The 26109-nt window shown below is 56.7% G+C and carries 23 protein-coding genes and 1 tRNA gene; 9 read left to right on the forward strand and 15 right to left on the reverse strand.

Annotated elements, in window-relative coordinates:
• Window positions 1-4 precede the first annotated feature (4 nt).
• Genes O2597_RS01890 through O2597_RS01900 form a run of 3 tightly spaced genes read right to left on the reverse strand, consistent with a single transcriptional unit; the run spans window position 5 to window position 2108 of the window.
• Complete coding sequence (locus O2597_RS01890; protein WP_269522481.1) at window positions 5-433, reverse strand: hypothetical protein; 429 nt, start codon at window positions 431-433, stop codon at window positions 5-7.
• Between the two features lie 32 nt (window positions 434-465).
• Window positions 466-1446 (reverse strand): methionyl-tRNA formyltransferase, encoded by a 981-nt coding sequence (locus O2597_RS01895; RefSeq protein WP_269522482.1) that lies wholly within the window; start codon window positions 1444-1446, stop codon window positions 466-468.
• Between the two features lie 2 nt (window positions 1447-1448).
• Complete coding sequence (locus O2597_RS01900) at window positions 1449-2108, reverse strand: 3'-5' exonuclease (RefSeq protein WP_269522483.1); 660 nt, start codon at window positions 2106-2108, stop codon at window positions 1449-1451.
• A gap of 122 nt (window positions 2109-2230) precedes the next feature.
• On the opposite strand from O2597_RS01900, the gene O2597_RS01905 reads away from it, so the two are divergent.
• Both O2597_RS01905 and O2597_RS01910 read left to right on the forward strand, forming a co-directional pair.
• Window positions 2231-3016, forward strand: a complete 786-nt coding sequence (locus O2597_RS01905) for an inositol monophosphatase family protein (RefSeq protein ID WP_269522484.1) — start codon at window positions 2231-2233, stop codon at window positions 3014-3016.
• 59 nt (window positions 3017-3075) lie between these two features.
• Window positions 3076-4887, forward strand: a complete 1812-nt coding sequence (locus tag O2597_RS01910) for a SulP family inorganic anion transporter (protein WP_269522485.1) — start codon at window positions 3076-3078, stop codon at window positions 4885-4887.
• Window positions 4888-5007: 120 nt separating this feature from the next.
• Here the strand turns inward: O2597_RS01910 and O2597_RS01915 are convergent, their stop codons facing one another.
• Both O2597_RS01915 and O2597_RS01920 read right to left on the reverse strand, forming a co-directional pair.
• Window positions 5008-6087 (reverse strand): coiled-coil domain-containing protein, encoded by a 1080-nt coding sequence (locus tag O2597_RS01915; protein WP_269522486.1) that lies wholly within the window; start codon window positions 6085-6087, stop codon window positions 5008-5010.
• A 108-nt stretch (window positions 6088-6195) separates the two neighbouring features.
• On the reverse strand, window positions 6196-7467 hold the full coding sequence (locus O2597_RS01920) for an aminotransferase-like domain-containing protein (RefSeq protein ID WP_269522487.1): 1272 nt from the start codon (window positions 7465-7467) through the stop codon (window positions 6196-6198).
• Window positions 7468-7553: 86 nt separating this feature from the next.
• On the opposite strand from O2597_RS01920, the gene O2597_RS01925 reads away from it, so the two are divergent.
• The 6 genes from O2597_RS01925 to O2597_RS01950 are packed head-to-tail and all read left to right on the forward strand — an operon-like array spanning window position 7554 to window position 13543.
• Window positions 7554-8351: an alpha/beta hydrolase gene (locus tag O2597_RS01925; RefSeq protein WP_269522488.1), complete on the forward strand. Its 798-nt coding sequence runs from the start codon at window positions 7554-7556 to the stop codon at window positions 8349-8351.
• Window positions 8348-8902: a DJ-1 family glyoxalase III gene (locus O2597_RS01930; RefSeq protein WP_269522489.1), complete on the forward strand. Its 555-nt coding sequence runs from the start codon at window positions 8348-8350 to the stop codon at window positions 8900-8902. Before O2597_RS01925 ends, O2597_RS01930 begins: the two co-directional genes overlap by 4 nt.
• Window positions 8903-8911: 9 nt before the next feature.
• The gene (locus O2597_RS01935) at window positions 8912-10372 is read left to right on the forward strand and encodes an O-antigen ligase family protein (RefSeq protein ID WP_269522490.1); all 1461 of its coding nucleotides are present in this window, start codon (window positions 8912-8914) and stop codon (window positions 10370-10372) included.
• A 10-nt stretch (window positions 10373-10382) separates the two neighbouring features.
• A complete protein-coding gene (locus tag O2597_RS01940; protein ID WP_269522491.1) occupies window positions 10383-11765 on the forward strand; it encodes a dihydrolipoyl dehydrogenase family protein in 1383 nt (460 codons plus the stop codon).
• A gap of 10 nt (window positions 11766-11775) precedes the next feature.
• Window positions 11776-12612, forward strand: coding sequence for an MBL fold metallo-hydrolase (locus O2597_RS01945; RefSeq protein ID WP_269522492.1), 837 nt, complete (start codon window positions 11776-11778; stop codon window positions 12610-12612).
• Between the two features lie 13 nt (window positions 12613-12625).
• Window positions 12626-13543, forward strand: coding sequence for an NAD(P)-dependent oxidoreductase (locus tag O2597_RS01950; RefSeq protein ID WP_269522493.1), 918 nt, complete (start codon window positions 12626-12628; stop codon window positions 13541-13543).
• 11 nt (window positions 13544-13554) lie between these two features.
• On the opposite strand, the gene O2597_RS01955 is transcribed toward O2597_RS01950, so the two are convergent.
• The 9 genes from O2597_RS01955 to O2597_RS01995 form a co-directional block, all read right to left on the reverse strand.
• Window positions 13555-14616, reverse strand: a complete 1062-nt coding sequence (locus O2597_RS01955) for a succinylglutamate desuccinylase/aspartoacylase family protein (protein WP_269522494.1) — start codon at window positions 14614-14616, stop codon at window positions 13555-13557.
• A gap of 13 nt (window positions 14617-14629) precedes the next feature.
• Entirely contained in the window at window positions 14630-15736 is a 1107-nt protein-coding gene (locus tag O2597_RS01960; protein WP_269522495.1) for a M42 family metallopeptidase, read from the reverse strand.
• 211 nt (window positions 15737-15947) lie between these two features.
• Window positions 15948-16286 (reverse strand): P-II family nitrogen regulator, encoded by a 339-nt coding sequence (locus O2597_RS01965; RefSeq protein ID WP_269522496.1) that lies wholly within the window; start codon window positions 16284-16286, stop codon window positions 15948-15950.
• 247 nt (window positions 16287-16533) lie between these two features.
• Window positions 16534-16872: a P-II family nitrogen regulator gene (locus O2597_RS01970; RefSeq protein ID WP_269522497.1), complete on the reverse strand. Its 339-nt coding sequence runs from the start codon at window positions 16870-16872 to the stop codon at window positions 16534-16536.
• 45 nt (window positions 16873-16917) lie between these two features.
• Window positions 16918-18321, reverse strand: coding sequence for an ammonium transporter (locus O2597_RS01975; RefSeq protein ID WP_269522498.1), 1404 nt, complete (start codon window positions 18319-18321; stop codon window positions 16918-16920).
• A gap of 463 nt (window positions 18322-18784) precedes the next feature.
• On the reverse strand, window positions 18785-21082 hold the full coding sequence (locus O2597_RS01980) for a sodium:solute symporter family protein (protein WP_269522499.1): 2298 nt from the start codon (window positions 21080-21082) through the stop codon (window positions 18785-18787).
• A 363-nt stretch (window positions 21083-21445) separates the two neighbouring features.
• Window positions 21446-22183: a hypothetical protein gene (locus tag O2597_RS01985; protein WP_269522500.1), complete on the reverse strand. Its 738-nt coding sequence runs from the start codon at window positions 22181-22183 to the stop codon at window positions 21446-21448.
• Between the two features lie 12 nt (window positions 22184-22195).
• Window positions 22196-22573, reverse strand: a complete 378-nt coding sequence (locus tag O2597_RS01990) for a hypothetical protein (RefSeq protein WP_269522501.1) — start codon at window positions 22571-22573, stop codon at window positions 22196-22198.
• A 275-nt stretch (window positions 22574-22848) separates the two neighbouring features.
• Window positions 22849-22922 (reverse strand) — tRNA-Cys (locus tag O2597_RS01995).
• A 122-nt stretch (window positions 22923-23044) separates the two neighbouring features.
• On the opposite strand from O2597_RS01995, the gene O2597_RS02000 reads away from it, so the two are divergent.
• Entirely contained in the window at window positions 23045-23326 is a 282-nt protein-coding gene (locus O2597_RS02000; protein ID WP_269522502.1) for a hypothetical protein, read from the forward strand.
• Window positions 23327-23423: 97 nt separating this feature from the next.
• Here O2597_RS02000 and O2597_RS02005 read toward each other — a convergent pair whose 3' ends face one another.
• Window positions 23424-25961, reverse strand: a complete 2538-nt coding sequence (locus O2597_RS02005) for a glycogen/starch/alpha-glucan phosphorylase (RefSeq protein WP_269522503.1) — start codon at window positions 25959-25961, stop codon at window positions 23424-23426.
• Between the last annotated feature and the right edge of the window lie 148 nt (window positions 25962-26109).

Below are 26109 nucleotides of genomic sequence, written 5' to 3' on the forward strand. Positions count from 1 at the left end.
GCGGCTAGTCCTTCAGCTCAAGCGGGTCCACCGTAAAGAACTGGCTAGCCGTGAGAAACTGTCCCTGCGCATTGAGCCAGAGCGGATCGGCCGTCACTTCTTCCATCGATTTCTCGGTATTGTTACAGAAGAGATAGACATCCGGGCCCAAACAGATGTAGGCGTCGATGCCCGCGCCCTCCCCTTCTCGGGTGAAGCTGAATTCGCCGCCCAAACCGGCTTGGTCGGCCGTCAACTCCTTGCGCAAGGAAACCGAATCGTCGGCAAAATCAGTCAGGAAGTCGCTTTGACGCGGGCCATCGTAGTAGTGAAGCTTCAGGCTGTGACCTGCCAGCCCCACGATTGCAATCTCATCAAAGACCTTCCGCCCATATGCGGCATTCATTTTGTCGAAGGACTTCTTAACCCGGGCAATAGCGGTCTCTAAATTCATGTTTTTTTTTATGAATTCGATAAGCCAGCCGATCAAGGCTGTTTGCGCAGCAGTGGTGTGACTTTACCGCCTTTTAAAATTTGCCCCTCGGCGATCGGGTAGCCCCGGAGAAAGTCCGACGTCGGCAACATGCGCCCTCCGGCACGCTGAAGTTCCAGCAATCGCAGACGCCCCTCACCGGTGGCCACCGTGAGTGAATCGCCCGCCTTAAGCACCGTCCCGGGCACAGCGCTGGTCGCCGCATTGTCCCATTCGGCCCGCCCCACCTTGATGCGGTGGTCTTCATGGTCGAAATAGGCACCGGGCCAGGGGGTAAAGGCGCGCATCCGGCAGTGCAAGCGGCGGGCCGGTAGACTGAAATCCAGCCCCCCGTCCTCCTTGCCGATTTTACGGCAGAAAGTTGCCGCACCGGCGTCCTGCTCCGTCCAATCCAACTGGCCGCAAAGCATCGCATCCAGTTGCCTTTGGATCAGGGGGACCACCGCGTCACCGATCTTGGCGCGCAGGCTCGGCCCGGTATCTTCCGCAGTAATCGCCACACGCTCGCAATCGGCCACCGCACCGGCATCCATTTCCTTGGCAACCGCCATCAGGCAAACACCGGTTTCCGCTTCGCCTTCGGCCAAGGCGGTTTCCACCGGGGAGGCCCCACGGTACTGCGGAAGGAGCGAACCATGAAAATTCAGCATACCGTGCATGGGTGCCTCCCGTACCGCCTTGGGCAGGAAATGTCCATACGCCATGACAAGTGCCAGCCGGACCTGCTCCGCGGCCATCCACTCGGCCAGTTCGCGCCCCGGCTTATCCGGCTGCAACAGCTCGATGTCATTCGCTTTCGCCCAAGCGGCCACCGGATTCGCTTGTAATTTCCTGCCCCGCCCCTGTGGCCGGTCCGGCTGCGAAACAACCGCATGCAGTTCGCAGCGCTCGCGACAGTGCAAGCGCAAGTACTCAAGGCCCGGAAGGCAGATGGCGTCGGAACCGAAATAAACGATCTTGGGTAAGTCGGACATAGCTAGAAGAGTTCTTGTTGGCCCATTTCATCCCGGGCCCGGTCAGTCGCCGCACTTTGCAGGAACAACCAGCGCAAACTCAAGCCCTCGAGTCCGGGTGCCTCGAACAAACGGAGAAGCAGGAGTGCGGAGGCCAGCGCATCGTAGAGCGCACAGTGATATTTGCCACGCTTCGGCGGGCAGTACAGGCCGGCCTGCTGCTGGAGCGCTTCAGCCAAGTCAAAACATTCGATCAAATGTTCCAGCTTGAAGGACTCGAGGTCCGGATAGATCCGCCGGTAGATCTGCAGGGTATCCAGCCATGGCCCCCAACTGGCGAGCGGCGGACCGGCTTCGGAAAAATCGGGAGAGACACGCGGGTAGGGCCAAACCGAGCGCAAAAAGCCGTCCTCTACCACAGCATGGTGGGCGCACAAGGGCCCTGCCTCGCGATATCCGGCAAAGCGCGCCCATTCGACCGAAAAAGGCGCCTCGCCGGCAACATCGGCCTCGGAAATCCCGTGTTGTTGCCGATCGCGCTCACGGATCGCCCCGATCGCCCGACACAAACGTGTCTCGGCCGACTGGATCGCGCCCTGGGCCAGCGTCACCACCCCATACTCGACGATGCCGCTCTGACGGCAGCCTTCGAAATCAATGACGTGGATGGGAGGAAATGACATATTCCGGAACCTTGAACACCCAAATCGTAAGCTTCAACGTCAAGCTTCCCGTAATCTACGGTTGCCTCGCTTCGGATCAGTCACCAATTTCCCTCTTTTCCAAATTTCCAGCAGGAACCGTCATGTCAGAACTCAGCAGCGTACAAAAAGCCGAATTCAAGGAATTTATCGCCTACCTTTGCGAAGAAGCCGCCAAGGAAATCATGCCTCACTACGGCCCGGAAGTGGAGATCGAGCGCAAGTCCGATGCCACCCCCGTCACCTTGGCCGACCGCAATGCGGAGAAACGCATCCGCGAGATCCTGGCGGAGCGCTACCCGGAGCACGGCATCATCGGCGAAGAATACGGCCGCGAGCGGGAGGATGCCGATTTCGTCTGGGTCCTGGATCCGGTCGACGGCACCAAATCCTTTATTTCAGGCGTACCGCTCTTCGCGACCCTCATCGCCCTTCTTTACAAGGGGCGCCCCGTCATCGGCGCCATCAACCAGCCCGTGCTCCAGCAACTGGTGATCGGCGACTGCGAAACCACCACGCTGAACGGCAAGCCGGTAAGTGGCCGGCCCGCCCGCAAACTCAGCGAAGCGACCCTTTGCACCACCGACCCGATCCGACAAACACTCTGGCAAAACAATGCCCGTTGGGACGATCTTCCGCCCAAGACCGCACTCTACCGTTCATGGGGGGATGCCGGGGGTTACATTCTGCTGGTTTCAGGCTTCACCGACATCATGTGTGATCCGCTGATGGAAATCTGGGACTGCGCGGCGATTCTTCCCTGTCTGGAAGGCGCGGGCATCAAGGCCACCGGCTGGAAGGGCGGCGATGCGTTCGACGAGCGTTGCATCATCGCAGCCAAGGCAGAGCTTCACGATGAGGTGATGAAGGTACTCTATCCCGAGAGCTAGAAGTGGTTGCAATAGTCCGGCCAAAGCCCAAGCTGAATCAGCATTGATTCACATTACCGGTGCCGAAGCTTCAGCAGCATTTCAAACGTAGCCTACAGGCCGCAAGGGAGTACAATTCCCTGAATTTCTTTCCCTTGCGGAAATCCTTGTCCGGATACAAACCGGAACATTTCGCCGGGGACTGCCGGGCCGGCATCAATGTCGCGCTGCTCGCATTCCCGCAAGGCATGGCCTACGCCCTGATTGCCGGCCTACCCATTCAATACGGCATTTATGGGTCCGCCATGGCCGCAATGGTGGCCCCCATCTTCGCCAACTCCCGCTTCATCACCCTGGGGCCGACCAATGCGACCTCGGTCATGCTGCTCAGTGCCTTTGCCAGCCTGGGAATCGCGGGGGCACATATGCTGTCCATGGTTCCGCTCCTGATCTTCATGGTCGGGCTTTTCATCGTGATCGGCGCCTATTTCAAGGTGGCGAATCTCGTGCAGTACATATCACGCTCGGTCATCACCGGATACATCACGGCTGCGGCCTTGCTCATTATCACCAACCAACTGCCGAAGGCCCTTGGCTTGGCCACCAAGGGCAAGGGAGCCACCTTCGTCGAGTCACTGGCCTACATCATGGAGGCCCTGGACACGATCCACCCGCCCACCGTCCTGATCAGCCTCGGGACCGCGGCCCTCTTCTTCACCCTCGACTGGAAAATGAAGAAGTTGCCAAACGTGGCCATCTGCCTGGTGACCCTGTCGGCCACGGCGGAATTCGCGTTCGGTCATGATTCCGGAATCCAATTCCTAAACGGCATTTCAGCCTCCAACTGGTCCCTGCAAGCCCCGGAATTCTCCTTCAAAGCCATGGAGGAACTGGCCAGCCCCGCCTTGGCCATCGCGCTGCTCTGCGTACTGGAGGGCATCTCCATCGGCAAGTCGCTGGCCGCTAAGACCGGCTCACGGCTCGATGCCAACCAGGCCATGTTCTCTATGGGGATGGCCAATATCGCCTGTGCTTTCTTTTCCGGTATGCCGGCTTCCGGCTCACTCACCCGCTCATCCCTCAGTGCGACCAGCGGTGGACACTCCGTACTGGCCAGCTATATCAGCGGTGTCATCGTATTTATTGGCGCCTTTGCCTTGGGTCCCTATACCCGGTTTATCCCGCAATGCACCCTCGCCGTCCTCGTCATCGCCATCGGCCTGTCGCTGATCAACCGCCACGCCATCCGTATTGTCACCCACGCGACCAAGTCGGACGCCGCAGTCTTCCTGACCACCTTTACCTGCGGGCTTTGCCTCTCGCTCGATACCGCGATTTACCTCGGGGTCGGGCTCTCGATCATGCTCTTCCTCAAGAAAGTCGCTCGCCCGGAAATGGTGGAGTATGCCTTCAATGATGAAGGCCAGCTCACCCAAACCGGTGGAGATGTGGAACGCGACATACCCGAAGTCTCCATCGTGCACGTGGAGGGCGAACTCTTCTTTGGCGCAGCCGACCTGTTCCGTGACCAGATGCGCCGTATCTGCGAGGACCCCAACCTCAAGATCGTGGTGCTGAAAATGCGTAACGCCCACCACATGGACGCCACCGGAGTCATGGCTCTGGAGGAACTGGTGCGCTATATGAATGAAAAAGGACGCTACCTGATCATGAGTGAAGTGAAAGCCGACCTCATCCGGGTACTCAAGAATGCCAACCTCTACGACTATATCGAAGACCGGAACATCTTCACCGACGAACCGGGCAACCCCACCATGTCGACCGCCAAGGCGCTGAAACGCGCCAAGGAGCACCTCGGGACCACCGAAGCCAATGTGTCCATTTACGTGGACCCGGTGCGCGACAAGCAGAAACAGGGCGATCGCGGGTAGCTCATCCCACTGCTATGGGGAGGAGCTTTTATATAAGCTCCCCTCCTTGATAGAGGAGGGGTGGATCGCGAAGCGAGACGGGGTGGTGTCTTAGTGGGCCAAACCTTTTTAGAGAGGAAATCAGTCACGACGGAGCCCGACATTGACCTCCGTTTGCTCGACGCAGGCTTCGCGCTCACTCAGGCTGTTCAGGCGGTCCACGAGGGAATTCTCTACATCCTCCACGTAGCGTGTACGCGCTTCCAGATCCCGGCTCATCGCTTCGAGTTCGCGCAGCTTTGATTCCAGTGCCTGCTCTCTGGAATCCGCAGCCACTCCCGGAGACAACGCCAGGCCTTCACTCTCGCGGATAATATCGCCCTTCAGTTGGTTCAAATCCGTCTTTTGCTGTCGAACCATCTCCTGGTCCTCGATCAGTTGCTTCTTCAGAAACTCAAGCTCGGCTTCCTTCGCCTGCAGTTCCTGCTCCCTCAAACTCAGCGCTTCGCCGTCCTTTGCGGCATGGCTGCCGTCCACTTCACGGGCACGGCTTTCGACATCGTCACGCATCTGCTCCAATTCGGCTTCCAGCGTCTCCACCGATGTCAAGCGCCCGATCACCATCTCCTCGGCTTCCTGCAACTCGTTTGTCCGGCGCTCCAGCTCGGCCCGCTCGGCGACCATGCGCCGGTGTGCTTCCTCCAAAGCCGCTTCCTTCTCCGCCATCAGCTTCTTCTGTTCCTCAATGTAACGTCGCTCGGAAGCAGTCAGCCGCCGGGAAGATGCTGAAGCGGTTCCGGAAGCTCCGTTTATCCCCGACTTCATAAAGGCAGGTACGATGATTCCGTCCCAGACATCCTGCTCGACCGAACTTAAAGGCCGCACCGCTCCGGACGCATCCGACAGGCTCACACGCTTCTTCCGCACCGATTTTATGCGGCCCGGCTCCCGTACCGCCCCCATTAGCAACCCCTTCGACTCCTTCAACTTTTCCGTGGGCGGAACGATTGCAATCATCGTAATGTTCACGAGGACAAGACTACAAATCCCGAAAACGAGTGCCGTATAAATGACCTCGCCGCTCAGTTGGTACGTTCCGAGCGCAGCACCGATGGCAACCACACCGACTAGCAAGGATGCCACCAACACCCGCTTCGCAGCATACAACTGGAAGTAGCGGTCGATCGCTTGTTCGAGCTCCTTGTGTACCTGATTCGCCATCGTAGATTGACCATGATTGTAACACTTTCCCGGCCTTGTCGGGCGAATTGTAAGCTTTTTCCGGGTTTTGAAAGAATGTTTACAGGAAGACGCTCCAAATGCGTTGATTTAGTCACTTAAAGCCACTTGAGCAAAACGTTCCACCGCGATCCGGATCTTGTCAGGAGGTAGTGCTCCAGTGGATACACGTGCATAATTCAGGGGGTTTCCCCCAGTAAAACACAAGTCCCCGGGCACATAAAGCACCCCGGAGTCGATACACCGGGTACAGAATCCCCTGTCCATGCGTAAATCCGCTCCGGCCGGCCCACGCAGCCAGAAAATGAGACCGCCTCCAGGCTTTTCCCAGTGCCATCCACCCGCCCTCAGTCCGGAGGCCTCCAAGGCATCATTCAGTACGGTCGCCTTCCCCGCGTAATGCCCCTGTATGTTCGAGAGATGGGCCGCATATAGACCCTGGTCGAGCACACGCTCAATAATCGCCTGGTTGAAATGCGAGGAGCCGAAATCCTGATGCCCTTTCATGCACAACATTTTGTCGCGCCAAGCGGCATGCGAACAAATCCCGTACCCGATTTTAAGTCCCGTCGCAAAAGGCTTGGTATAGGTCCCCAGGTACAGCTTGGGAAAACAATCAAAAGCCGGCATCGTAAAGATCGTCGGCGCCGGATATGGCGCATCATAGTACAATTCCCGGTAGGCGGCATCCTCAATCACCGGTACGATGAAACCGTGGGATCGAAGACAGTCCGCCATTGCCTGCTTCTCCGCGGCCGGCATCGAACGACTGCTCGGATTCCCGAAATAGCTGACCAGATAGACCGCCTTGACGCGGTCCCGCTCTCCCTTTCGCTCAAGTTCGGCCAGAAGGCCCTCCAGCTCATCGGCGATGATCGCCCCCGCCGGGTCACAGGGCATACCGACCGGCCTCAGGCCCAAGCCCCGCAACATTTCCAGACAGACGAAGTAGCTGGGCTCCTGTACCAGAACAATATCGCCCGGGTCACAGAGGGTCTGGGCCGCCATATAAAGTGCCTGTTGGGAGCCATTGGTGATGAAGACATCATCCGGCTGGAAAGCTGAGCTGCGCTCGCCCGGATAGGTGGCGAGAAACTCACAGGTGAGCTCACGCAAACGGAGGCGCCCCTGGTTCGATCCGTATTGCAAGGCCTCATTCGACTGCGCCGCTGCGGTCAAGGCCGCGACACAATCCCCCACCAGTTCCTTTGGCAGCACCTCATTGTCGGTAAACCCAGCCGCCAGCGACAGCAACGCGGGGTTGGACAAGGCGCGCGCCATCAGGTCGACGATCACCGGAGTCTCGATTTTACCACCTAAAGTGGAGAAGTGAATGGACGGCTGGGCATTATCAGCTTTCATGATGTAGCAAAAGGAACAGCCTATCTCCCGGCTGCGGCCTTGCCAACAAGTTTTGCCTGCCGCACGACGAAGCTTTTCCGCCAACCATGTTTCTTCGTTATTTCAAAGTGATCCTATTCACCCTTACCATCGCCTATCTCGCGCTCATGGCCTATGCGTATTTTTGGGCGGACCGGCTAATCTTCCCTCCGGTCGCTCCCAGCTATAGTGAAGGGTCCGGTATTTCCCGGATCCAGAGTCGCGACGGCAACTCGATCGCGTTCCTACACCTGCCCGGCCCGACCGGCGCCCCGCTCCTGATCTACAGCCATGGCAATGGTGAAGACTTGGGCCAGATACGTCCTTTAATGGAAGAGTTCAACCGCCGCGGAATCGGGGTACTCGCCTATGACTACCCCGGTTACGGCCTGAGCAGCGGTAAGGCCAGCGAAGCCGGCACCTATGCCGCCGCAGATGCGGCTTACCAGCACGCAAGCGGGCAACTCGGCTATGCACCAGGTCAAATGGTGCTCTACGGCCACTCCCTCGGCAGCGGGCCGTCCTGCTGGCTGGCTGCCCGATACCCCGTCGGCGGCCTCGTCCTGGACGGCGCCTTCAGTTCGACCTTCCGGGTCATGACCCGGATCAAACTATTGCCTTGGGACAAATTCGACAACCTCAAGCGCCTCGCCTCGGTCCAATGCCCCGTCTTGTCCATTCACGGGCAGCGTGATAAAGTGGTCCCATTCAGCCACGCGGAGCAGAACTGGCGGGCCCTGCAAGGCCGCAAGGAACGACTTTGGATCGAAAACGGAGGGCACAGCGGGCTCCTCGACCTAATCGGAGCACGTTATTGGGAAACAGTTTTGCCATTCATCCAAAGCAGTGCTACTGGAGCATTATGAAGAATCGCGTTGTCTGCCTGTTACATCCGGGCTTCGAGGAAATCGAGGCCGTTACCCCGATCGACTTGCTGTCCCGGGCCGGAATAGAGGTCGTATTGGCCTCGGTCGACGACAGCAAGATGGTCCAGGGACGAAGCGGTCTCGAACTCGCCAGCAACTGCGGACTCAGTGACGTGGCAAGCCAGAGCTTCGACGCCGTGTTCCTGCCGGGCGGTCCCGGGATCCAGAAAATACGAAAACATGACGTCATCTGTGACCTCTTTCGCCGCCATCACCAAGAGGGAAAATGGCTGGCCTGTATCTGCGCCGCCCCGCTGCTGCTCCTCGACGCTGGCCTGAGGGACGGACTTTCTCTAGCCTGCCATCCAAGCGCCGAGCCCGAGTTAGGCCCGGTCGAAACCACACCGGTGGTCGTGAGCGGCCAGATCCTGACCTCCAGAGGAGCCGGTACGGCGACTGAGTTCGGGCTCGAACTGGTGCGCCGCTTGGCCGATGACGCCACCGCCGAGTCCATTGCTGCATCTATTTGCTGGCCGCACCCGACCCGATAGACCCACCCCATGGCAGACAACGAAACGCCCCATATCCTCCCGCGCGACAAACTCCTCCGGGATAGCTTCACTCCGGCCGAAACGCTCACCTTTATCTGCATTCTGGTCACCGCCTTGATCGGCTTCGTCGCAGCCGATCCCCGCTCTTACTGGATTCTCGGATATTTCATCATCGCGGGTGCCATGACCCTGGTCATACTCAAAACACACGAGGCCACCCACCCCTTCTTCCTCGACTTTCTCTGGCCGCGCTTTGCCCTACTCGCCACCCCGGCCGTGTGGATCCTCCTTCAGTATGTAACCGGCATCCTGCAAGACCCGCTTCACACCATACAAACGGGCAAGGAAAGCTATTACGTGATGGAAGCGCCCAAACTCTGGTTGCCTACCAGTACGGCTCCCGGACAAAATGCAGTGACTCTGGTCGGCTTTTGCTCCGTCTACTTTCTTACCATTTGCCTGTTTTTGGTCCCCAAGTCCCGTTCATTCTTTGAGCGGGTCCTGCCCTGGCTGTGCCTCTTGGCCGTACTGACCTGCCTCTACGGCTATTTACAACTGGCTCTCGACCTCGAAGCCCCGCTCTTCACCAAAGGCACCGGTCGCGACGACTTCTTCGCCTTTTTCCCATACGACGGCCAATGGGCCGCCTTCGCCATGCTGTGGAGCACCGCCTGTATCGCCCTGGCTCTTCTCAAGGCCCGTTATGAAGACGCCCCTCCCTTTCTTCAATCAACCGCGCCCTGGTATTTGACCGGCGCCCTACTCCTCGGACTGAGCGGATGTTTCGTCCAGGCGAAATTGCCGGCCGTCCTGCTCCTGCTTCTGCTCAGTATCCTGCTGCTCCTCACCATGGTGACCTACCTCCAAATCAAGCGGGATCCACACCATGCCAGCATCTCATTCCTCAGCGGCTTCTCCTCCGCAGCCGTGTTTGCCATCGCCATCTTCAGGGTCTTCCAACCCTCCGCAGACAATGAACTGTATGCCTCCCTTCGCCGGGCCGCCGTGGACATGTTCCGGGACAATCCCCTCTTCGGCTGGGGAATGGATGGTTTTGCCCAACTGGCTCCCTTTTATCTCGATGACCGGCTCCTCGGGGCTCGCTATGAACGTGCCGCATCCGACGGCTTGCAGTTCCTCGCGGAATTCGGCCTGATCGGCTACCTCTTCCCGCTGATCACCTTCCTCTATCTGCTGTGCCGCTACTTGAAGGGCCGCAAGGATATCCAGCTGACCAACCATCTCTTGCTGGCTTGTGCCGCCGTGCTGGGCATAGGCTGCATCGACACGCCGTTCATGTCGCCGGCAGTCTTTATGAGTTTTTTCATCATCTTTTTCAGTGCCCTGCGCTGGGCGGACCTCAGCCGCAGCAAAGTCGACGAAGTCGATGCACGCCCCACCCTCGTCACCCCGGCCAAACTGCGTCGGGTCCCCTTCTATACGGAGCAGGGAAAGGAAACCTTCAAGTAAGTAGCATAATATGGAAACCGAACATTTCGACTTCATCGTAATCGGCGGCGGCAGCGGCGGCTATGCGGCAGCCCGCACCGCCCGGGAAAAGATGGAGCGCGTCGCGATCGTCGACGGCTCCAAGGAACTCGGGGGGCTCTGCATTCTCAAAGGATGCATGCCCTCGAAGACACTGATCTACGCTTCGGAGATCCTGCACCACGCAAAGGATGGTAAAACCTTCGGGCTCGACATACCGGAAGCGTCCGTCGACATGCCGGCGCTGCACCGGCGCAAGCTTGAGATCATCAAGGAGTTTTCAGACTACCGCGAGGAACAGCTGAAAAGCGACCGCTTCACGCTCTTCCGCAACCAGGCGGCCTTTGTCGACGAATCCACGATCGAGCTGGACGATGGACGCAGACTGAGCGCCGACTACTTCGTGATTGCCACCGGATCGGTCGTATCCGTCCCCCCGGTACAAGGCCTTTCGACCTGCCCCTATTGGACCAGCGACAACGTCCTCGACCTGGACACGGTGCCCGAGCGCATCATCGTCCTCGGCGGCGGCATCGTGGCCTGCGAACTCGCCCAATTCCTGCGGCGCGTGGGCAGCGAGGTCGTGCAAGTGCAACGCAGCCCGCACTTGCTTCGTGAATTCTCCGCCGAAGCGGCTTCGGTCGTCGCCCAAAGCTTCAGGGACGAAGGAATCGAACTCCACACCGGCACACGTCTGGTATCCGTCCAGCACGAAACGGGTGAGTTTCGAGTGACCTTCGAGAAGGACGACGAGACCCACACCGTCTGCGCCCCACACTTGCTCAATGCATTGGGACGCAGGCCCGCAACCGACTGCCTCAATTTGGAAGCTGCCGGCGTCGAAACGCTGAGTTCCGGGCACATCGGCTGCAACAGCAAGCAACAGACGAGCAATCCGAAGATCTATGCCTGCGGCGACGTGGCCGGCCCCTATGAAATCGTCCATATAGCCATCCTGCAGGGCGAACTCGCAGCCAAACACGCCATCGACAGCGAGCATGAAGCCGTCGATTATGACGACTTGGTCAGTGTGGTCTTCACGGACCCTCAAGTCGCAACGGCCGGCCTGACCGAAGAGGAACTGAAACGCCGGGGGATCGACTATCTCAGCGCGGACTACCCCTTCGACGACCACGGCAAGTCCATCCTGATGGAAGCGAAATACGGCTACGTGAAAGTCTTTGCGGAGCGCACCACGGGCACCGTGCTCGGGGCGGAATGCGTCAGCAAGGATGCCGGTGAACTGATCCACGCCATGGCGGTCGCGGTCACATTAAATGCCACCGTTTTTGACTTATTAAAAGTTCACTGGTACCATCCTACCCTGTCGGAAATCTGGTCCTACCCGCTGGAGGATATCGCCGACGAAATTTAACCCAACGCCCATGAAAATTCGCATCGAGGACAACTTTGAAGACGTCATCATGAAGGCGTCCACCGGCCTGGGCTTCGGCAAGCAGGAACTGGCCGAGCGGGCCGGTCTGGAAACCGGGAAAGTGGCCGCCCTGCTCGACGGCGAGGCCGACGACGATGCGCTGAAAGCCGTTGCCGCCGCGCTTCAGCTCGACGGCAGTTCCCTCGTGGACATGGCACACAAGAAGTGGTATCCCGCGACAACGGAGGTGGACGGGCTCAGGCAATACAACACCCCCTTCCCCGTCCCCGGCTATGAGGAAATGACGGTCAACAGTTACCTCATCTGGGACAAAGCCAGCCACAAGGCGATTGCCTTCGATACCGGGGCCAATGTCGATGCCATGCTCGCAGACATCCACAGTTCGGGCCTCTCCCTCAAGGCACTCTTCATCACACATACACACCGTGATCATATCGCGGCCTATGACACCCTGCTTCAGGCCTGCCCCGGGGCGATCGGCTATGCCCCGAAAGAGGAACCTTTCGGCAAGGCCATGCCGGTCAGCCATGCCGACCGGCTACATTTCGCCGGGCTCGGCATTGAAGCCCGCCTCACCCACGGTCATTCACCGGGCGCATTGACCTACGTCATCACAGGTTTGCCACGTCCCGTCGCGATCGTCGGGGATTCGCTGTTCTGCCTGTCTCAAGGAGGCGCCAGGGAAAACTATGCGACCGCCCTCGAAAACAATCGCAAGCAGATACTTTCCCTTCCTGAAAACACGGTGCTTTGTCCGGGACATGGTCCGATGACGACTGTGGCGGAGGAACAGGCACACAATCCATTCTTCCCGGAATACAAGTAAACACACGATCCATATGGCTACGAAACGAACAAAAATCGCCTTTGTCGGCGTAGGAAGAATGGGTGCCAACATGGCCCGCCGCCTGGTCGACTGCGGCTATCCGGTCACCGCGGTTTATGACGCCAATAAAAGCGCGGCCCTGGAACTGGCCGACGAACTCGGAGCCGTCGTCTGCCAGACACTGGCCGAAGTCACGGCCAAAGCCTCGGTCATCATCACGGTCGTGTCGGATGACAAGGCGATGAAGCGAATCTTCAGATCGAAAGGTGACAGCCTTCTCACCAAGGCCAAAGGTAAGCTCTTCATTAACTGCGCCACCGTCAGCCCCAAGGTACACGTTCAGATTGAAGAGCTGGCGGAAGCGGTCGGCGCCATGAGCCTCGAAGGCTGCATGGCTTCTTCCATCCCCCAAGCCCGGGATGGCACGCTCTACCTGATGACCGGAGGCAGTGCGGCCGCCATGCGCAAGGCACGCCCCATCCTCAAACATCTGAGCAAGGACCTCATCCATATCGGCCCCAGCGGGAGTGCCGCCAAAGTCAAAGCGCTGGTCAACATGGTGATGAATATCAACACGGCCGGCCTGGCCGAGGGCCTCGGCCTGGGGCAGGCACTGGGGCTGGACCTCGACATGCTCTGCAAGGTCTTTTCCCAAACCGGTGCCAACAGCCGCGTGCTGGAGACCGACGCGGCGGATATGCTTGTGCGCGACCACGACTGCTTCTTTTCCGCGGCCCATGCTGCCAAGGATTCAGGAATCGCCCTCAAACTGGCGAAAAAAGCGAAGGTGCAATTGCCCCTCGCGGCAGCCACCAAGACTCAATACGACCTGCTCGAAAGCGCCGGCCTTGGCGGGCTCGACAAGTCCGCCGTGGCGGAACTCACCTTCCCCGGCCGCTATCCCAAAACGCTCAAGAAGAAGAAAAAGTAGTAGCGTGCCGATTATCCGGCCTCGACCACATCCACGCTGGTGGCGAGGTCGGAATGCACCTGGGCATGCGGATCGGTCTTGGCTGCTGCCAGCTTGTCCCGGTAACGCTTCAATTGCTTCGGTGTCAGGGTCGCCACATGACAGATGGGCTCACCCGGCTTTACCGCCGGCAGCGTTGTCATTCCCAGGATGATCCCGCTTCCGGCGCTACTCAGGGAGTTTTGTTCCACCCCGAGTATGCTGTAATTGGTCACGATCGGCTGTCCCGGCTCGACGAAGTCACCGGGGCTGACATGAAACTTCAGGATGCCTCCCACGGTGGCGCGGATCCAACTGGTATTCCTGATTTTGGCCAGAAAAGGAGGCGCCACCTGTTTTCCCTCGACCATGTTCAGGGCCGTCAGCACATTGCGGATCCCCTGTACCCCGATTTGCAGCACACCGGGCTCGATCTTCCAGGGTTCCCCCGCTTCCAGAATAATGGTCGGGCAGCCCCGCTTGGTCGCCTCCCTCCGAAATGAACCGACCGGCCCCTTGCCGTCCACAACCAGCATGCAGCCAAAGGCTTCAGCCAACTTGCGGGCCCCCGGATCAGTCAAATCCGCACGCACGTTCGGAAAGTTCGTGCGCTGGGCCGCCGCCGTATGCAAATCGATTCCGTAATCACAATGACCGACGATCTCGGTCATCAGGATGTGTGCAAACCGGCTGGCCAGGCTGCCTTTCCGGCTACCGGGAAAGGAGCGGTTCAAGTCGCGTCGGTCGGGCAAGTAACGCTCATGCGCCTCGAAACCGAATACGTTAACCACCGGCGCGAGGATCAACATGCCAGTCGACAACTGGAAGGCATCTCCGAAAAGAAAATCATGGATGATCCCTGTGCCGTTGATCTCATCACCGTGGATCGCCGCAGTCACAAAAACCGCCGGGCCATCCTGCTTTGCACGGATCACCCGAAGGGGTATGCAAATCTTGTCTCCCGTATAGGTTTCCGAAATCTCGAGTCGAATATCGGCACTGGTGCCCGGCTTAATCCGCACACCTCCGATTTCCACACGATCCGCCCGGGTCATTCAGTCGGTTCAGTTACCAGATCCCGCGTTCCCCCTTCTTCAGGGAAAGCGCGAACTCAACCAGGAGCTGCACCGTGTGTTCCACATCCTCCAGGTCAACCATTTCACTGGGGGTGTGCATGTAACGCAGTGGAATCGACAACAAGCCGGTGGCAATCCCCGACTGGGCGACTTGAATGGCCCGTGCATCCGTACCGGTCGGTCGCGGGTCGGCTTCCAGCTGATACGGAATCTTGTTTTTCTCCGCACAGCGGATGATATGTTCGAAAATAACCGGGTTGATGTTCGGCCCGCGGCAAACAATCGGCCCGCCACCCTGCTTGAAACTGCCGTACTTGCGCGGATCGCAGTCCGGAGAATCCGTGGCGTGACCGACATCCACCGCGATGGCAAAATCGGGATTCTCGGAAAAGGCAGCGGTCATCGCGCCCCGGGTACCGATTTCCTCCTGGGTCGTGGCTGCCGCCGTCACCCGGGCCGCCAGCTTCTTCTCCGACTTGAGCCGGCGAACGGCTTCCAGCACAGCGTAGGCACCCGCCTTGTCGTCAAAGGCCCGAGCCACCCCGACACTGCCTCGGATTAATTCAAAGCTCTGGTCGTAAACCGCGGTGTCACCGATGCGGACCAATGCCTCCGCTTCGGCCTTAGTCTTCACCCCGAGGTCGATCCATATTTCGTGCGTCTCAGGAACCTTTTTGCGGTCTTCAGGGCTCATCAGGTGAATGGCACGCTTGCCCGTCACTCCCTTGATCACACCGTCTTTGGTCAGGATCGAGACACGCCGTCCGGAAATCATCGTCTTGTCGTGCCCGCCCAGAGTGTCGAAATAGAGAAAGCCTTGCTCGTTGATGTAAGTGATGATCAGGCCCAGTTCGTCGATATGACCGGCAAAAAGCACCCGGGGATCTCCATCCGGGTTCACCGTAGCGAAACGATTCCCCATGGTGTCTCGGCGATAAGCGTCCACTGCCGGTTCCACATGTTTGTCCACAACCGCCTGAGCTTCGTACTCCGCCCCAGTGGGAGAACGCGCATTCAGCAGATCTACCAAAAATTCGGGAGCCTCGTAAGCCTCACTCTTTTGCTTGGACACTTTCTTCGCGGTTTTCTTTTTGGCCATGACAAGAGTTTCACCGAAAGCGCGCACGAAGCAAAGCGAATTTGAGGAATTTCTCTCGTCTTCAAACTATGTTGATCCGTGGACGCAGGCGTAGACCGCCGAATGCCATTTCCGGGATGCATCATATTTCCAAGGTGGGAGGACTCGGAGCATAAAAAACGGCCATCCGGAATGGATGGCCGTTGAAAACTAAAGCCTGGAAGGTATGGGATTAGAGCGCCTCGGCTCCGGTTTCATCGGTGCGGATACGCACTACACTTTCAACCGGAAGCACGAAGACCTTGCCGTCACCGATCTTACCGGTCTTGGCAGTCTTGGCGATCGCCTCGACAGCCTTCGCGACAACATCATCCTCAACCACGGTTTCAACCATGGTTTTGGGGAGGAAATCCACTGTGTATTCACTGCCGCGGTAGATCTCGGTGTGGCCCTTCTGGCGACCGAAGCCCTTGACCTCGGTGACAGTCATGCCATTGACGCCGATTTGGGTGAGCGCTTCCTTAACTTCCTCCAGTTTGAAGGGTTTGATAACAGCTTTAACAAGTTTCATGTATTTGGGGGTTGGGTTAATCAGTCAAAGTCCAACAGGATTTTATAGCATTGTTCTTTCTGCTAGGCCAGATCAATCCCGTTATGTTCAACATCGATGCTTACTCGTGCACCGATTGTCTTGTCTATTAAGAAGAAAGCAACAACGGAAACCGCTCTGCTCCAGCCGCACGGAAACCACGACGAAGACAAAAAAAACGGCCACCCTTTCGGATGGCCGTTTGAGAAGACTAATTCAGTCGCAAGACTTAGAGGGCCTCGGGACCGGTCTCGTCGGTACGGATACGGACCGCACTTTCAACCGGTAGGACGAAGACCTTGCCGTCACCGATCTTGCCGGTCTTGGCAGCCTTGACGATCGCCTCAGTGGTCTTTTCGGCATCGGCGTCGTCGACGACGATCTCGATCATGACCTTGGGGAGGAAGTCGACAGTGTATTCACTGCCACGGTAGATTTCGGTGTGACCCTTTTGGCGACCGAAGCCCTTGACCTCGGCAACAGTCATACCTTCGATACCGATGTCTGCGAGTGCCTCTTTGACCTCTTCGAGTTTGAAAGGCTTGATGATAGCTTTGACCAATTTCATATTGTTTATGTTATAATGGTTCTAGGTTAATTGGCTAGGCGAAACTTAGCGGGAGCTCGGAGCAAAGTCCGGATAGGCTTCCTGACCATGTTCCCCCACATCGAGACCTTCGGATTCTTCCTCCGGAGAGACACGGATGCCGATGGTAAACTTCAAGATGCCGAAGACGATCAGCGAGAAGAGGAAGGCGAAAGCGCCAACCGAGAGCGTGCCGATCAACTGCGTGGTAAATGGAGCGGCATCACCGAAGAGAGCCACAGCCAGTGTGCCGAAGACACCGCAGACACCGTGCACGGAAACCGCACCAACCGGGTCGTCGATCTTGATCTTGTCGAAGAAGATGATAGAGAAGACAACCAGTATGCCGGCAATGAGACCGACAAAGATAGAAGCCAAAGGTGCAATGGAGTCAGCACCAGCAGTGATACCGACCAGACCGGCAAGAATACCGTTCAAGCCCATGGAAAGGTCAGGCTTCTTCAGGAAGATCCAGGATGTGAACATCGCACCCAAACCACCGGCGCAAGCTGCGAGAGTGGTAGTCACGAAAACCCAAGAAACCAAATACGGATCAGCATTCAGAACGGAACCACCGTTGAATCCGAACCAACCGAGAAAGAGGAGGAAGACACCGATGGTAGCCAGCGGCATACTGTGACCGAGGATCGGCTTAATCTTGCCGTCGATGTACTTGCCGGCACGAGGTCCAAGTAACATAACACATGCCAAGGCAGCAAAACCACCAAAGGCGTGAACTAGCGAGGAACCGGCGAAATCGACGAACTCTGCATCAGGAAAAGCTGTGTTCAACCAACCGCCACCCCATTCCCAGGAACCGGTGATCGGATAGGCGAAAGTCACTAGCAGGGTTGCGAAGATCATGAAGGAGGAAAGCTTCACGCGTTCGGCAACCGCACCGGAAACGATGGTGGCAGCAGTCGCAGCGAACATAGCTTGGAAGATAAAATCTGTATACAATGTGTATCCCGCGTTATAGGCAGTGGTCACAGAATCCAAGGAAACACCCGGATCAAACCAACTACCAAAGGCAAAGACATCGCCAATAACCCAATCACTTGGATACATTGCATTGAACCCCCAAAGAGAGTAGGCAATCACACCCATTGTGACAATGAATACATTCTTAAAGAGGATGTTGACCGTGTTCTTGGACTGGCCAAGACCGGATTCGACTGTGGCGAAGCCAAGGTGCATGATGAACACTAGGCCAGCGGCGATCAGCAGCCAAAGGTTGCTAATGGTGAAGAATGTAGATTCAGGAGACGCCATAAATGCGGCGTATCCGTCATCGAAGGATATGGTATCGGTTACCGCATCCACTGCGGCTGTAACTTCTTCTACAGGCATCTCCTGCGCACTCAGGGAGCTCGCACCCATCAGTGCGACACCGCCAAGCAGCAGAGAGAGAAGGAATGTTTTAATCTTCATGATGTATAATCAGGTTATTGCTTTGTTTAGGAGTTTTCCTCACGACCCCCCTCTCTAGTACAGGGGTGCCGGGTTAGCCCGCTCGGGAGCGGACGCGTGAGTTAAGCAACACACATGCCAACTGAATTTCCGAGAGCAAATAAACAAAGTTTTCAGCGTTTTTAAGCAGCTGATTCACACTTAGTTAAAGCTTATCTTCTTCAAAATGAGATTATTACGAATTTTGTTAATTTTATGAATAAAAAATAAGCGTCTTTCCAAACCTGATTGATAAATAGACAGGATCCTTAATAGTCCGACGGCCAATTATTCGAAATACTTATTTCTAGAATTAGTTTCAGAACACTTCATTCAGCCCTGAATCGCAGCAAGTCCAGCAACAAAGGGGGTTAACACCCCATATCATTTTCCACCAACCGAGCCCGAACATAGCTCAGCTAGGAATGGTCAAAATGATCCAGAATCAATCGTCCTGCGACTTATGTGTTTTAGCCTCGAATGATGCCTTATCGGCCAGCGAGACATGCCCGACCACCCGACCGTCGTCCAAGGGGTTGTCGATTCGATCCTTCAGGTCTAGGAACAGGCGTCGCGCGTCAATCACACCGCCGATCATAAACCAGAACGTTGTTACGATACCGATCAGCATCGCCACCAGCACATAGACCACAAAAAAGTAATGACTCCACCACTCTTTCGGCCAGGGACTGATCACATTCCAGACCAGGACCACGGCGAAGCAGAACCCGAATTTGTAAACAATCGAATAGTAGAACAGCGACCAGGCGATGATCCGGTCCCCTCTCGTGTAGTCGGGATTGATCCCAACGATCTTCTTGATGATATTACGCGGCGTCCAAGGCACCTGGATATGCTTCGCCCCGTCAATGCTGTACTCGCCTCGGTGTAGCAAACGCTCGAGATTGTACGGCTTCCGGCAAGTGAGCTTCGAAACGAGGACATACGCACTAATGCCAAGAATAATGGCCATAAAGTAGAGCTCGTAAGAGTTGATGGGGAATTTCACCGCACTCATTTTCCATTCGATATAGGGTGAAAAGGGCCGTGAAATCGCGACCAGCCAGTCGCCTACCGTTTCCACCCACCCCTGACGCTCTAGGAAGGGATAGATCGTATCGGGCCAGTTACGTTGAAGCAAAAGCCCCATGATGGAAAACCCGCTCCCGCAAAGGAGCGAAGCATAAGCCCCGGCCGTGGTACCGAAGCGACTGTACAGGCCGAAAACCATGATTGGACCGGCCCCGCCCATCCAGATCGCCGTCATGATCGTGATGAACATGTTCAAGTAGTCCAGATTCACGAAGAGCATGGAGAAGACCCAGAAAATCACCGCCGTCAGCACCGAGAACATACGCAACAACAACAAGTGCTGTTTCGGGCTAAGTGCCCTCTTCAGATTCGGCAAGACCACATCCTGAACGAGCGTGGAGGACGAATTGAAGATGCGTGAATCATCCGTCGACAGCATCAGCATGAGCATCAGCAGACAGAACAGGCCGGTCAGGCCGACCGGAAAAATCTCACGTAGAGCCACCGGCATCATCATCTGAAAGAATAGGGTCCGGTAGCGCTGGAACTGAAGATTTCCCTCGGCACTGTCACCCAGGACCTCTCGGGTTGTCTCAAAATACACTGTGTCGATATTGTGCTTCTGCGAGAGCGGCGCATCCTCGCCGATCACATGCCGCTGCTCCGGAATCGCGGCAATCCGGGCATCCAGCTCGGCCCGCACGGCCTCATCGGTCACGACCTTCTCGGTGATCTTTTCCGACAACTCCGTACGGATCGTATGGGAGACCGTGGCGAAGTTCTGATGAGTCATGACCGTGATAATCAAGATCGCGATGGCAATCCCCATAAAGGTCGAGAGCCCCGCCCGCCAGGCCCCCAGCAGACCCGCCATTTTCTGTTCGTGCGGGGTCCGGGCCGACCCGGAAGTGTCATTGCCGATCCAGCTGGCCCGGTTCAGCACCATACTCACAACATGCACAAAGAGTGCGAAAATATTAAAATCCCGCAGCCCCGAGATATCGAAGGGGTTGATAAAGCTCTGCCCGTCCACACGGTCCATCATCGTCGGCGCGATTTCCCCGCTCCAGGAGACATTCAGGATCAGGTAGCCTGTAATAATCACGAAGACAGGATAACAGACCAGGCCCTGAAAACAGTCGGTCACCAGCAGCGAAATCCGCCCTCCCGGCCAAATCACCACCATCGCCATGATCAACACAAGCGTGACCACGATCCCGTAACAAGGCAGAGGTACGCCCATGACCATGACCTCATGCGGCAAGCCCAGGTAATAGATGAAAAAGTTCGCGGCAATCGCCGGGCCGATCGCATTGGTCATCAATTCGGACGTGGTCCTTAAGGCGGCGGCCAACACGCGAAAACGCCGACTGTAGCGCATCTCAAGAAACTGCCCGATGGACAGGGCTTTTGTCTCCCGGAAACGGTACACGCAGTAGCCGGTCAACCCCATGAGAATACTCACCGGAGTAATCATGTAATACCAGAACGCCAGCCCATAGCCGGTCTGGTATTTCATCTCCACCATCCCGACGAGCGTGATGATGCTGAGTGCGGAGGTCATGTCGCCCACCGAGATCACATAGCGTCCCGCCACTCGCCCGGCTGCCAGATAATCCACGACCCCCCGCACATACTTCTTCGAATAAACCGCGAAGCAGAGAATCAGCACAAGAGGAACGATAACGATGGTCCAGTCGATGATATGCATGGTGTCTTTGGCGTGGTGAGGCTTCCCCTATTCCGAATGTAACTCAGCTCACGGGGCAGGTCCGGAATTCAGCGAGTCTCAAGACGGCCCATCCGCTGTCCCCTGCGACCTGGCTCCCGAAGAGAATACCCACAGGTGGAATAATAATGCGGGGCATATTGCCCGCAAAGCGCGGTCACTCGCATCCATGCACGTATTTAAGCTATTCAACTCAATCCTTGGAGCTCTATCCAATCGGTTCCGTGTAGAATAGCCCGCAAAACGAAGCCTCGACCGGTTGCCAGCGTGAAACCGAGATCGAAAGGGCTAAGTTTTCGTCGAAATCTAAACCGACACCTTGACGGAGAGACTTAGCCCGAAGCTCTAGCCGGACAGTCGCCGAGACAGTTGATGCTTTTTGAATGCAACGACCTTGGGCAACCCATCTTCAGGTAAATCCTTAAAGAGATCGACAGCCGGCAAGTTCAAATTGGCGAAAATTCTCTCACCTACTTCACCGCGAACAAGTGTTAACAGTCGCTCCAGAATGTTAACGAAATCGCGCTCCGTGCGCTTTCCCGAACGAACGGTCTCGGCGATGTCCCGAAGGTAGCTTGGTAGCAACTTGGACAAAATTCGGACATGCTTTGCATCCTGACGACCTTGCTGCTTGATCCCATCGAGATTCGCCAACTTGGCTTTCAACAGCGTTACGGGCGAAGGCACTTTCACCGGCACTTTGCCTTTGCCGATTTTGAAGATGACCGAATCGGCTTCCAGTTCGTCTTCACTCACCCCGTTCACCCAACGCAATACTTCGATGATCATCGGCGAATTAGAAGCGTCTCTCGGCATGATATAACCGACCTCATTACTAGGCGGCTTCAGCGGGAAATAGTTGGGTTTGAGCCCAGCCAATTCAGCAATGGACCTCAAAGTTTCCCGTTGCCCGAGCACATCAATATCACGCGAAACAAAAGGAGCCAGATGGAGCGTGACCTCATTATAGTACAAGGCCCACAGGTTGACCGCCTGCCCGCCAACCAGAAGCACGGGCGCATCCGTTTTCAGGAAATCCGAAAAATCATCGGGAGGACGGGGTGTCGAATCCGGAGCAGCCATCGCATGTTGAACTTAGAGTCCACCTGCCAAAACCGGACGCTGCGAGACATTGTGAATCGAATTTCTGCTTTGGACCTCCGCAGATTCACTCAGGCCTAAATCCAGACACAAGGCGTCATATTCACGAAGTTTCCGTTTGTAACGGGCCACTTGCGCGGGCGTTTTGAACTGACGGGAAGGCTTCGGTAACTCAGCCCGGAAGACAGCCTGCAACTCTTCCCGCATCCCCGCATCACTTAATCGTTCGCGAACGACCCGACGGGCTGCCGCACGAATCAATTCGGTCGAGGATGTCCCTTCCAAAGCAGCAATACGCTCAAGCGCAGCCAGGACGGCACGGTGATCGGCTACCGTTTTACGCTTCTTGGATTCTTCGAGTTGATTGGGCATGACTACAAAAGGTTGATTCAACCTACAAAACCGCAGGCGTTTTGCAACTCCGGATTTCCGATCTCTGATACGTGAATACCCTCAGCATTGAGCAATGCTTTCCCAGCCAAGGACGCTCGATGATCGTGCCCTGCTCAGACGTGCCAGTAATTGCGAAGCTCGAATGGGGTATCTGACATTGTTGATTGTAGTGCCAGAGCAACGCGACCCTCACAAACCCGGGGCAATAAAAAACGCCTCAGGACATTCCCTAAGGCGTTGATTATTAAAAAAAATGGAGGCGCGGGTCGGAATCGAACCGACGATAGAGGATTTGCAGTCCTCGGCCTTACCACTTGGCGACCGCGCCGATGAGGACCGTAGTAGATGGACCTTGGCGGCGAGTTCAAGCCAAATTCTGCAGCTTTTTCATTGTCAGCTCATCGGAAATCGGAAGCTTCAAAGGCTTCGAGATTCACTGAAAGTAGAAAGATGCCTCCAGCCCCAACCTATCCCAGCCCCGCCCGAGAGCCCGACCTGGCGCCAAATCGCCGCCCCAGTCGCTTCATTCCCAATGTCGAGCAGCTGAACGAAGCCCTGAAGCTCCTGCCCGACCCGGAAAGCTTTAGCGAGCCGACTTGCCTGGTCAGAGTGCGCGTCGGCGAGCGCTACCGGCAGTTGGAATTTACACGCAAGCGGATCACCCGAGGCAGCGCCTGCCCCTACCGCTGGATTTACGAAGGCAAGATCCTCATCCGCAAACAGGACATGTAGCCTCGGGCGAAAGCCCCATACACAAGCACAGACCCGAAAGAAAAAAACGGACGCCTATTCAAGGCGTCCGTCGAAAAATTAAACCGGCTGGCCGGGCCTAGATCTCCACCGGTACCGAATCGAGATGCCAGATCTGGTCCGCATACTCCCGGATGGTCCGGTCGGATGAGAATTTGCCGACCCGTGCCGTATTCAGGATAGCCATCTTGGCCCAGCGCTTCTTGTCGCGGAAAGCCTTGTCCACATCCTCCTGCGCCTTCACGTAGGCCGCATAATCAGCCAAGACAAGGAAGGGATCCCCGCCTTCAAGGAGGCTGCTGCAGATCGGAGCAAAGGCATTTTGCTCGCCCGGCGTGAAATAGTCCGAGCGCAACCAGTCGATCACCGCCTTCAGTTCCCAATTACTATTGTAGTAGTCATAGGGATTGTAGCCGCTGGCACGGATCGCCTCCACCTCGTCAACCGTGTTACCGAAGATGAAGATGTTTTCCTCGCCCACTTCTTCCTGAATCTCGACGTTGGCCCCGTCGAGCGTACCAATAGTGAGGGCACCGTTGAGGGCCAGTTTCATGTTGCCGGTTCCGGAGGCCTCCTTGCCGGCGGTGGAAATCTGCTCGGAGAGATCGGCAGCCGGAATCATCTTTTCCGCCAGGGTGATCCGGTAGTTTTCAGGGAAGACGACCTTGATCTTATCCTTCACCCTCGGGTCGTTGTTGACCTTTTCACCAACCTTGTTGATCGCCCGGATGATGCACTTGGCCAGGGCATAACCCGGTGCGGCCTTCGCACCGAAGACAAACACCCGCGGACAAATGTCATGTTCGGGATCGTTCAGCAGACGACGGTACAGGGTCAGGATGTGCAGCAGGTTGAGGTGCTGGCGCTTGTATTCGTGCAGACGCTTGATCTGCACGTCGAAGAGCGCATCCGGGCTGATTTCTACGCCGGAGTCCGCCTTCACAAATTCGGCAAATGCCACCTTGTTGGCCCGCTTGATTTCCATGAAACGCTTCTGAAAATCCGGATCGTCCGCGTAATCCGCAATACTTTGGAGCTTGTCCAGATACTTCGGCCACTCATCCCCCACCTTCTCGTCGATCAAGGCGCTCAGCGCCGGATTACAGGCCAAGAGCCAGCGGCGCGGCGTAATCCCATTGGTCATGTTAATCAACTTGTCCGGGTACAGCTCATGAAACCCGGAGAACAAGTGACGCTTCAGCAATTCGGTGTGCAGCGCGGCCACCCCATTCACCTTCTTCGAGGCGACCACGGAGAGGTAGGCCATACGGATCATCTTGCAGCCACCTTCCTCGATGATCGAGAGTTCCGCTTTCTTGGAATCATCCCCCGGCCACTTGGCGTCGACTTCGTCCTCCAGGAAACGAAGGTTGATTTCGAAGATGATCTCCAGATGGCGCGGAAGCACCTTTTCAAAGAGCGGCACACTCCACTTTTCCAGCGCTTCGGGCAGCAGGGTGTGGTTGGTATAATTGAAGGTCTCGCGGGTGATATCCCATGCTTTCTCCCATGTCAGGCCATACTCGTCGATCAAGAGACGCATCAGCTCCGGCACAGCAACGGCCGGGTGCGTATCGTTGAGCTGGATCACATTGAACTTGGGGAAGTCCTCCCAGTTATCATGGCCGGTCTTGTAGCGGCGGATGATGTCCTGCAAGGAACAGCTGACAAAGAAATACTGCTGGATGAGACGCAGCTCCTTGCCGCTCTCGGTATTATCGTTCGGATACAGGACCTTGGAGATCGTTTCCCCCATGGCCTTTTCACGGACCGCCTCGACGTAGCCCCCCTCATTGAAGATATCCAGATCGAACTCCTGCGAGGCTTTGGACTCCCAGAGCCGGAGGAAATTCACGGTTTCGCCCCCGTAGCCGACAATCGCCACGTCGAAAGGAACCCCTTCCACCGTCTTGTAATCGACCCATTGCGGGTGGAACTGGCCCTTGTCGTCCATGCGGTGCTCGACTCGGCCGTACAAACGCACTTCCTGCAGAAAATTCGGGCGCATGATCTCCCAAGGACATCCCTTTTCCTGCCAGGCATCCGGGTGCTCAACCTGGTAGCCGTCCTTGAATTCCTGCCGGAACAGGCCGAATTCGTAATGGATCCCGTAGCCCACAGCCGGCAAGTCCAGAGTGGCAAGGGAATCCAGAAAACAAGCGGCCAGACGGCCCAAGCCACCATTCCCCAGCCCCATGTCCGGCTCTTCCCCGGAGATTTCGTTAAAATCCTGCCCCAGTTCAGCCAGTGCTTCACGCGTCGGTTCAAAAAGGCCCGCATTGTGAAGATTATTCACAAGCAAGCGCCCCATCAGGTATTCCAGGCTCAGGTAATAGGCACGGCGCACCCGCTTTTCGTGGTGCACTTCCTGCGTTTTCATGAAACGGTCCAACAGGCGATCTCGTATCGCCAGACAGGTCGCCGTCCACCACTCGTCCTTCGTCGCACTCTCAGGGTGGCGCGCCAGCGTGTAGCGCAATTGATTGAGAATGGATTCCTTGATCGAGTCCTTGCTCGTGCCGATTTCAAAGCGTGGCGCCGGTACGGTGCGGGTCATGGCGGCCGCCTTTTTCTTGGCGGATTTTTTCTTCGGAGATTTCTTGGCTGGTGTTGTCATATAAAGTCCTCTTGGTATAATGTCGTTCAGACATGTGAGATGAGCCCTAAAAGCTATTCACTTTGTGCCGCATTGAAAGCGTGAAAGCATAAAAGAGGCCGAAACCATTCGAAGCCAAGGGATTCCCTTCTTTTTGTGACAGGGACTG

Source organism: Coraliomargarita parva, from assembly GCF_027257905.1.
Taxonomy (GTDB): domain Bacteria; phylum Verrucomicrobiota; class Verrucomicrobiia; order Opitutales; family Coraliomargaritaceae; genus Coraliomargarita_A; species Coraliomargarita_A parva.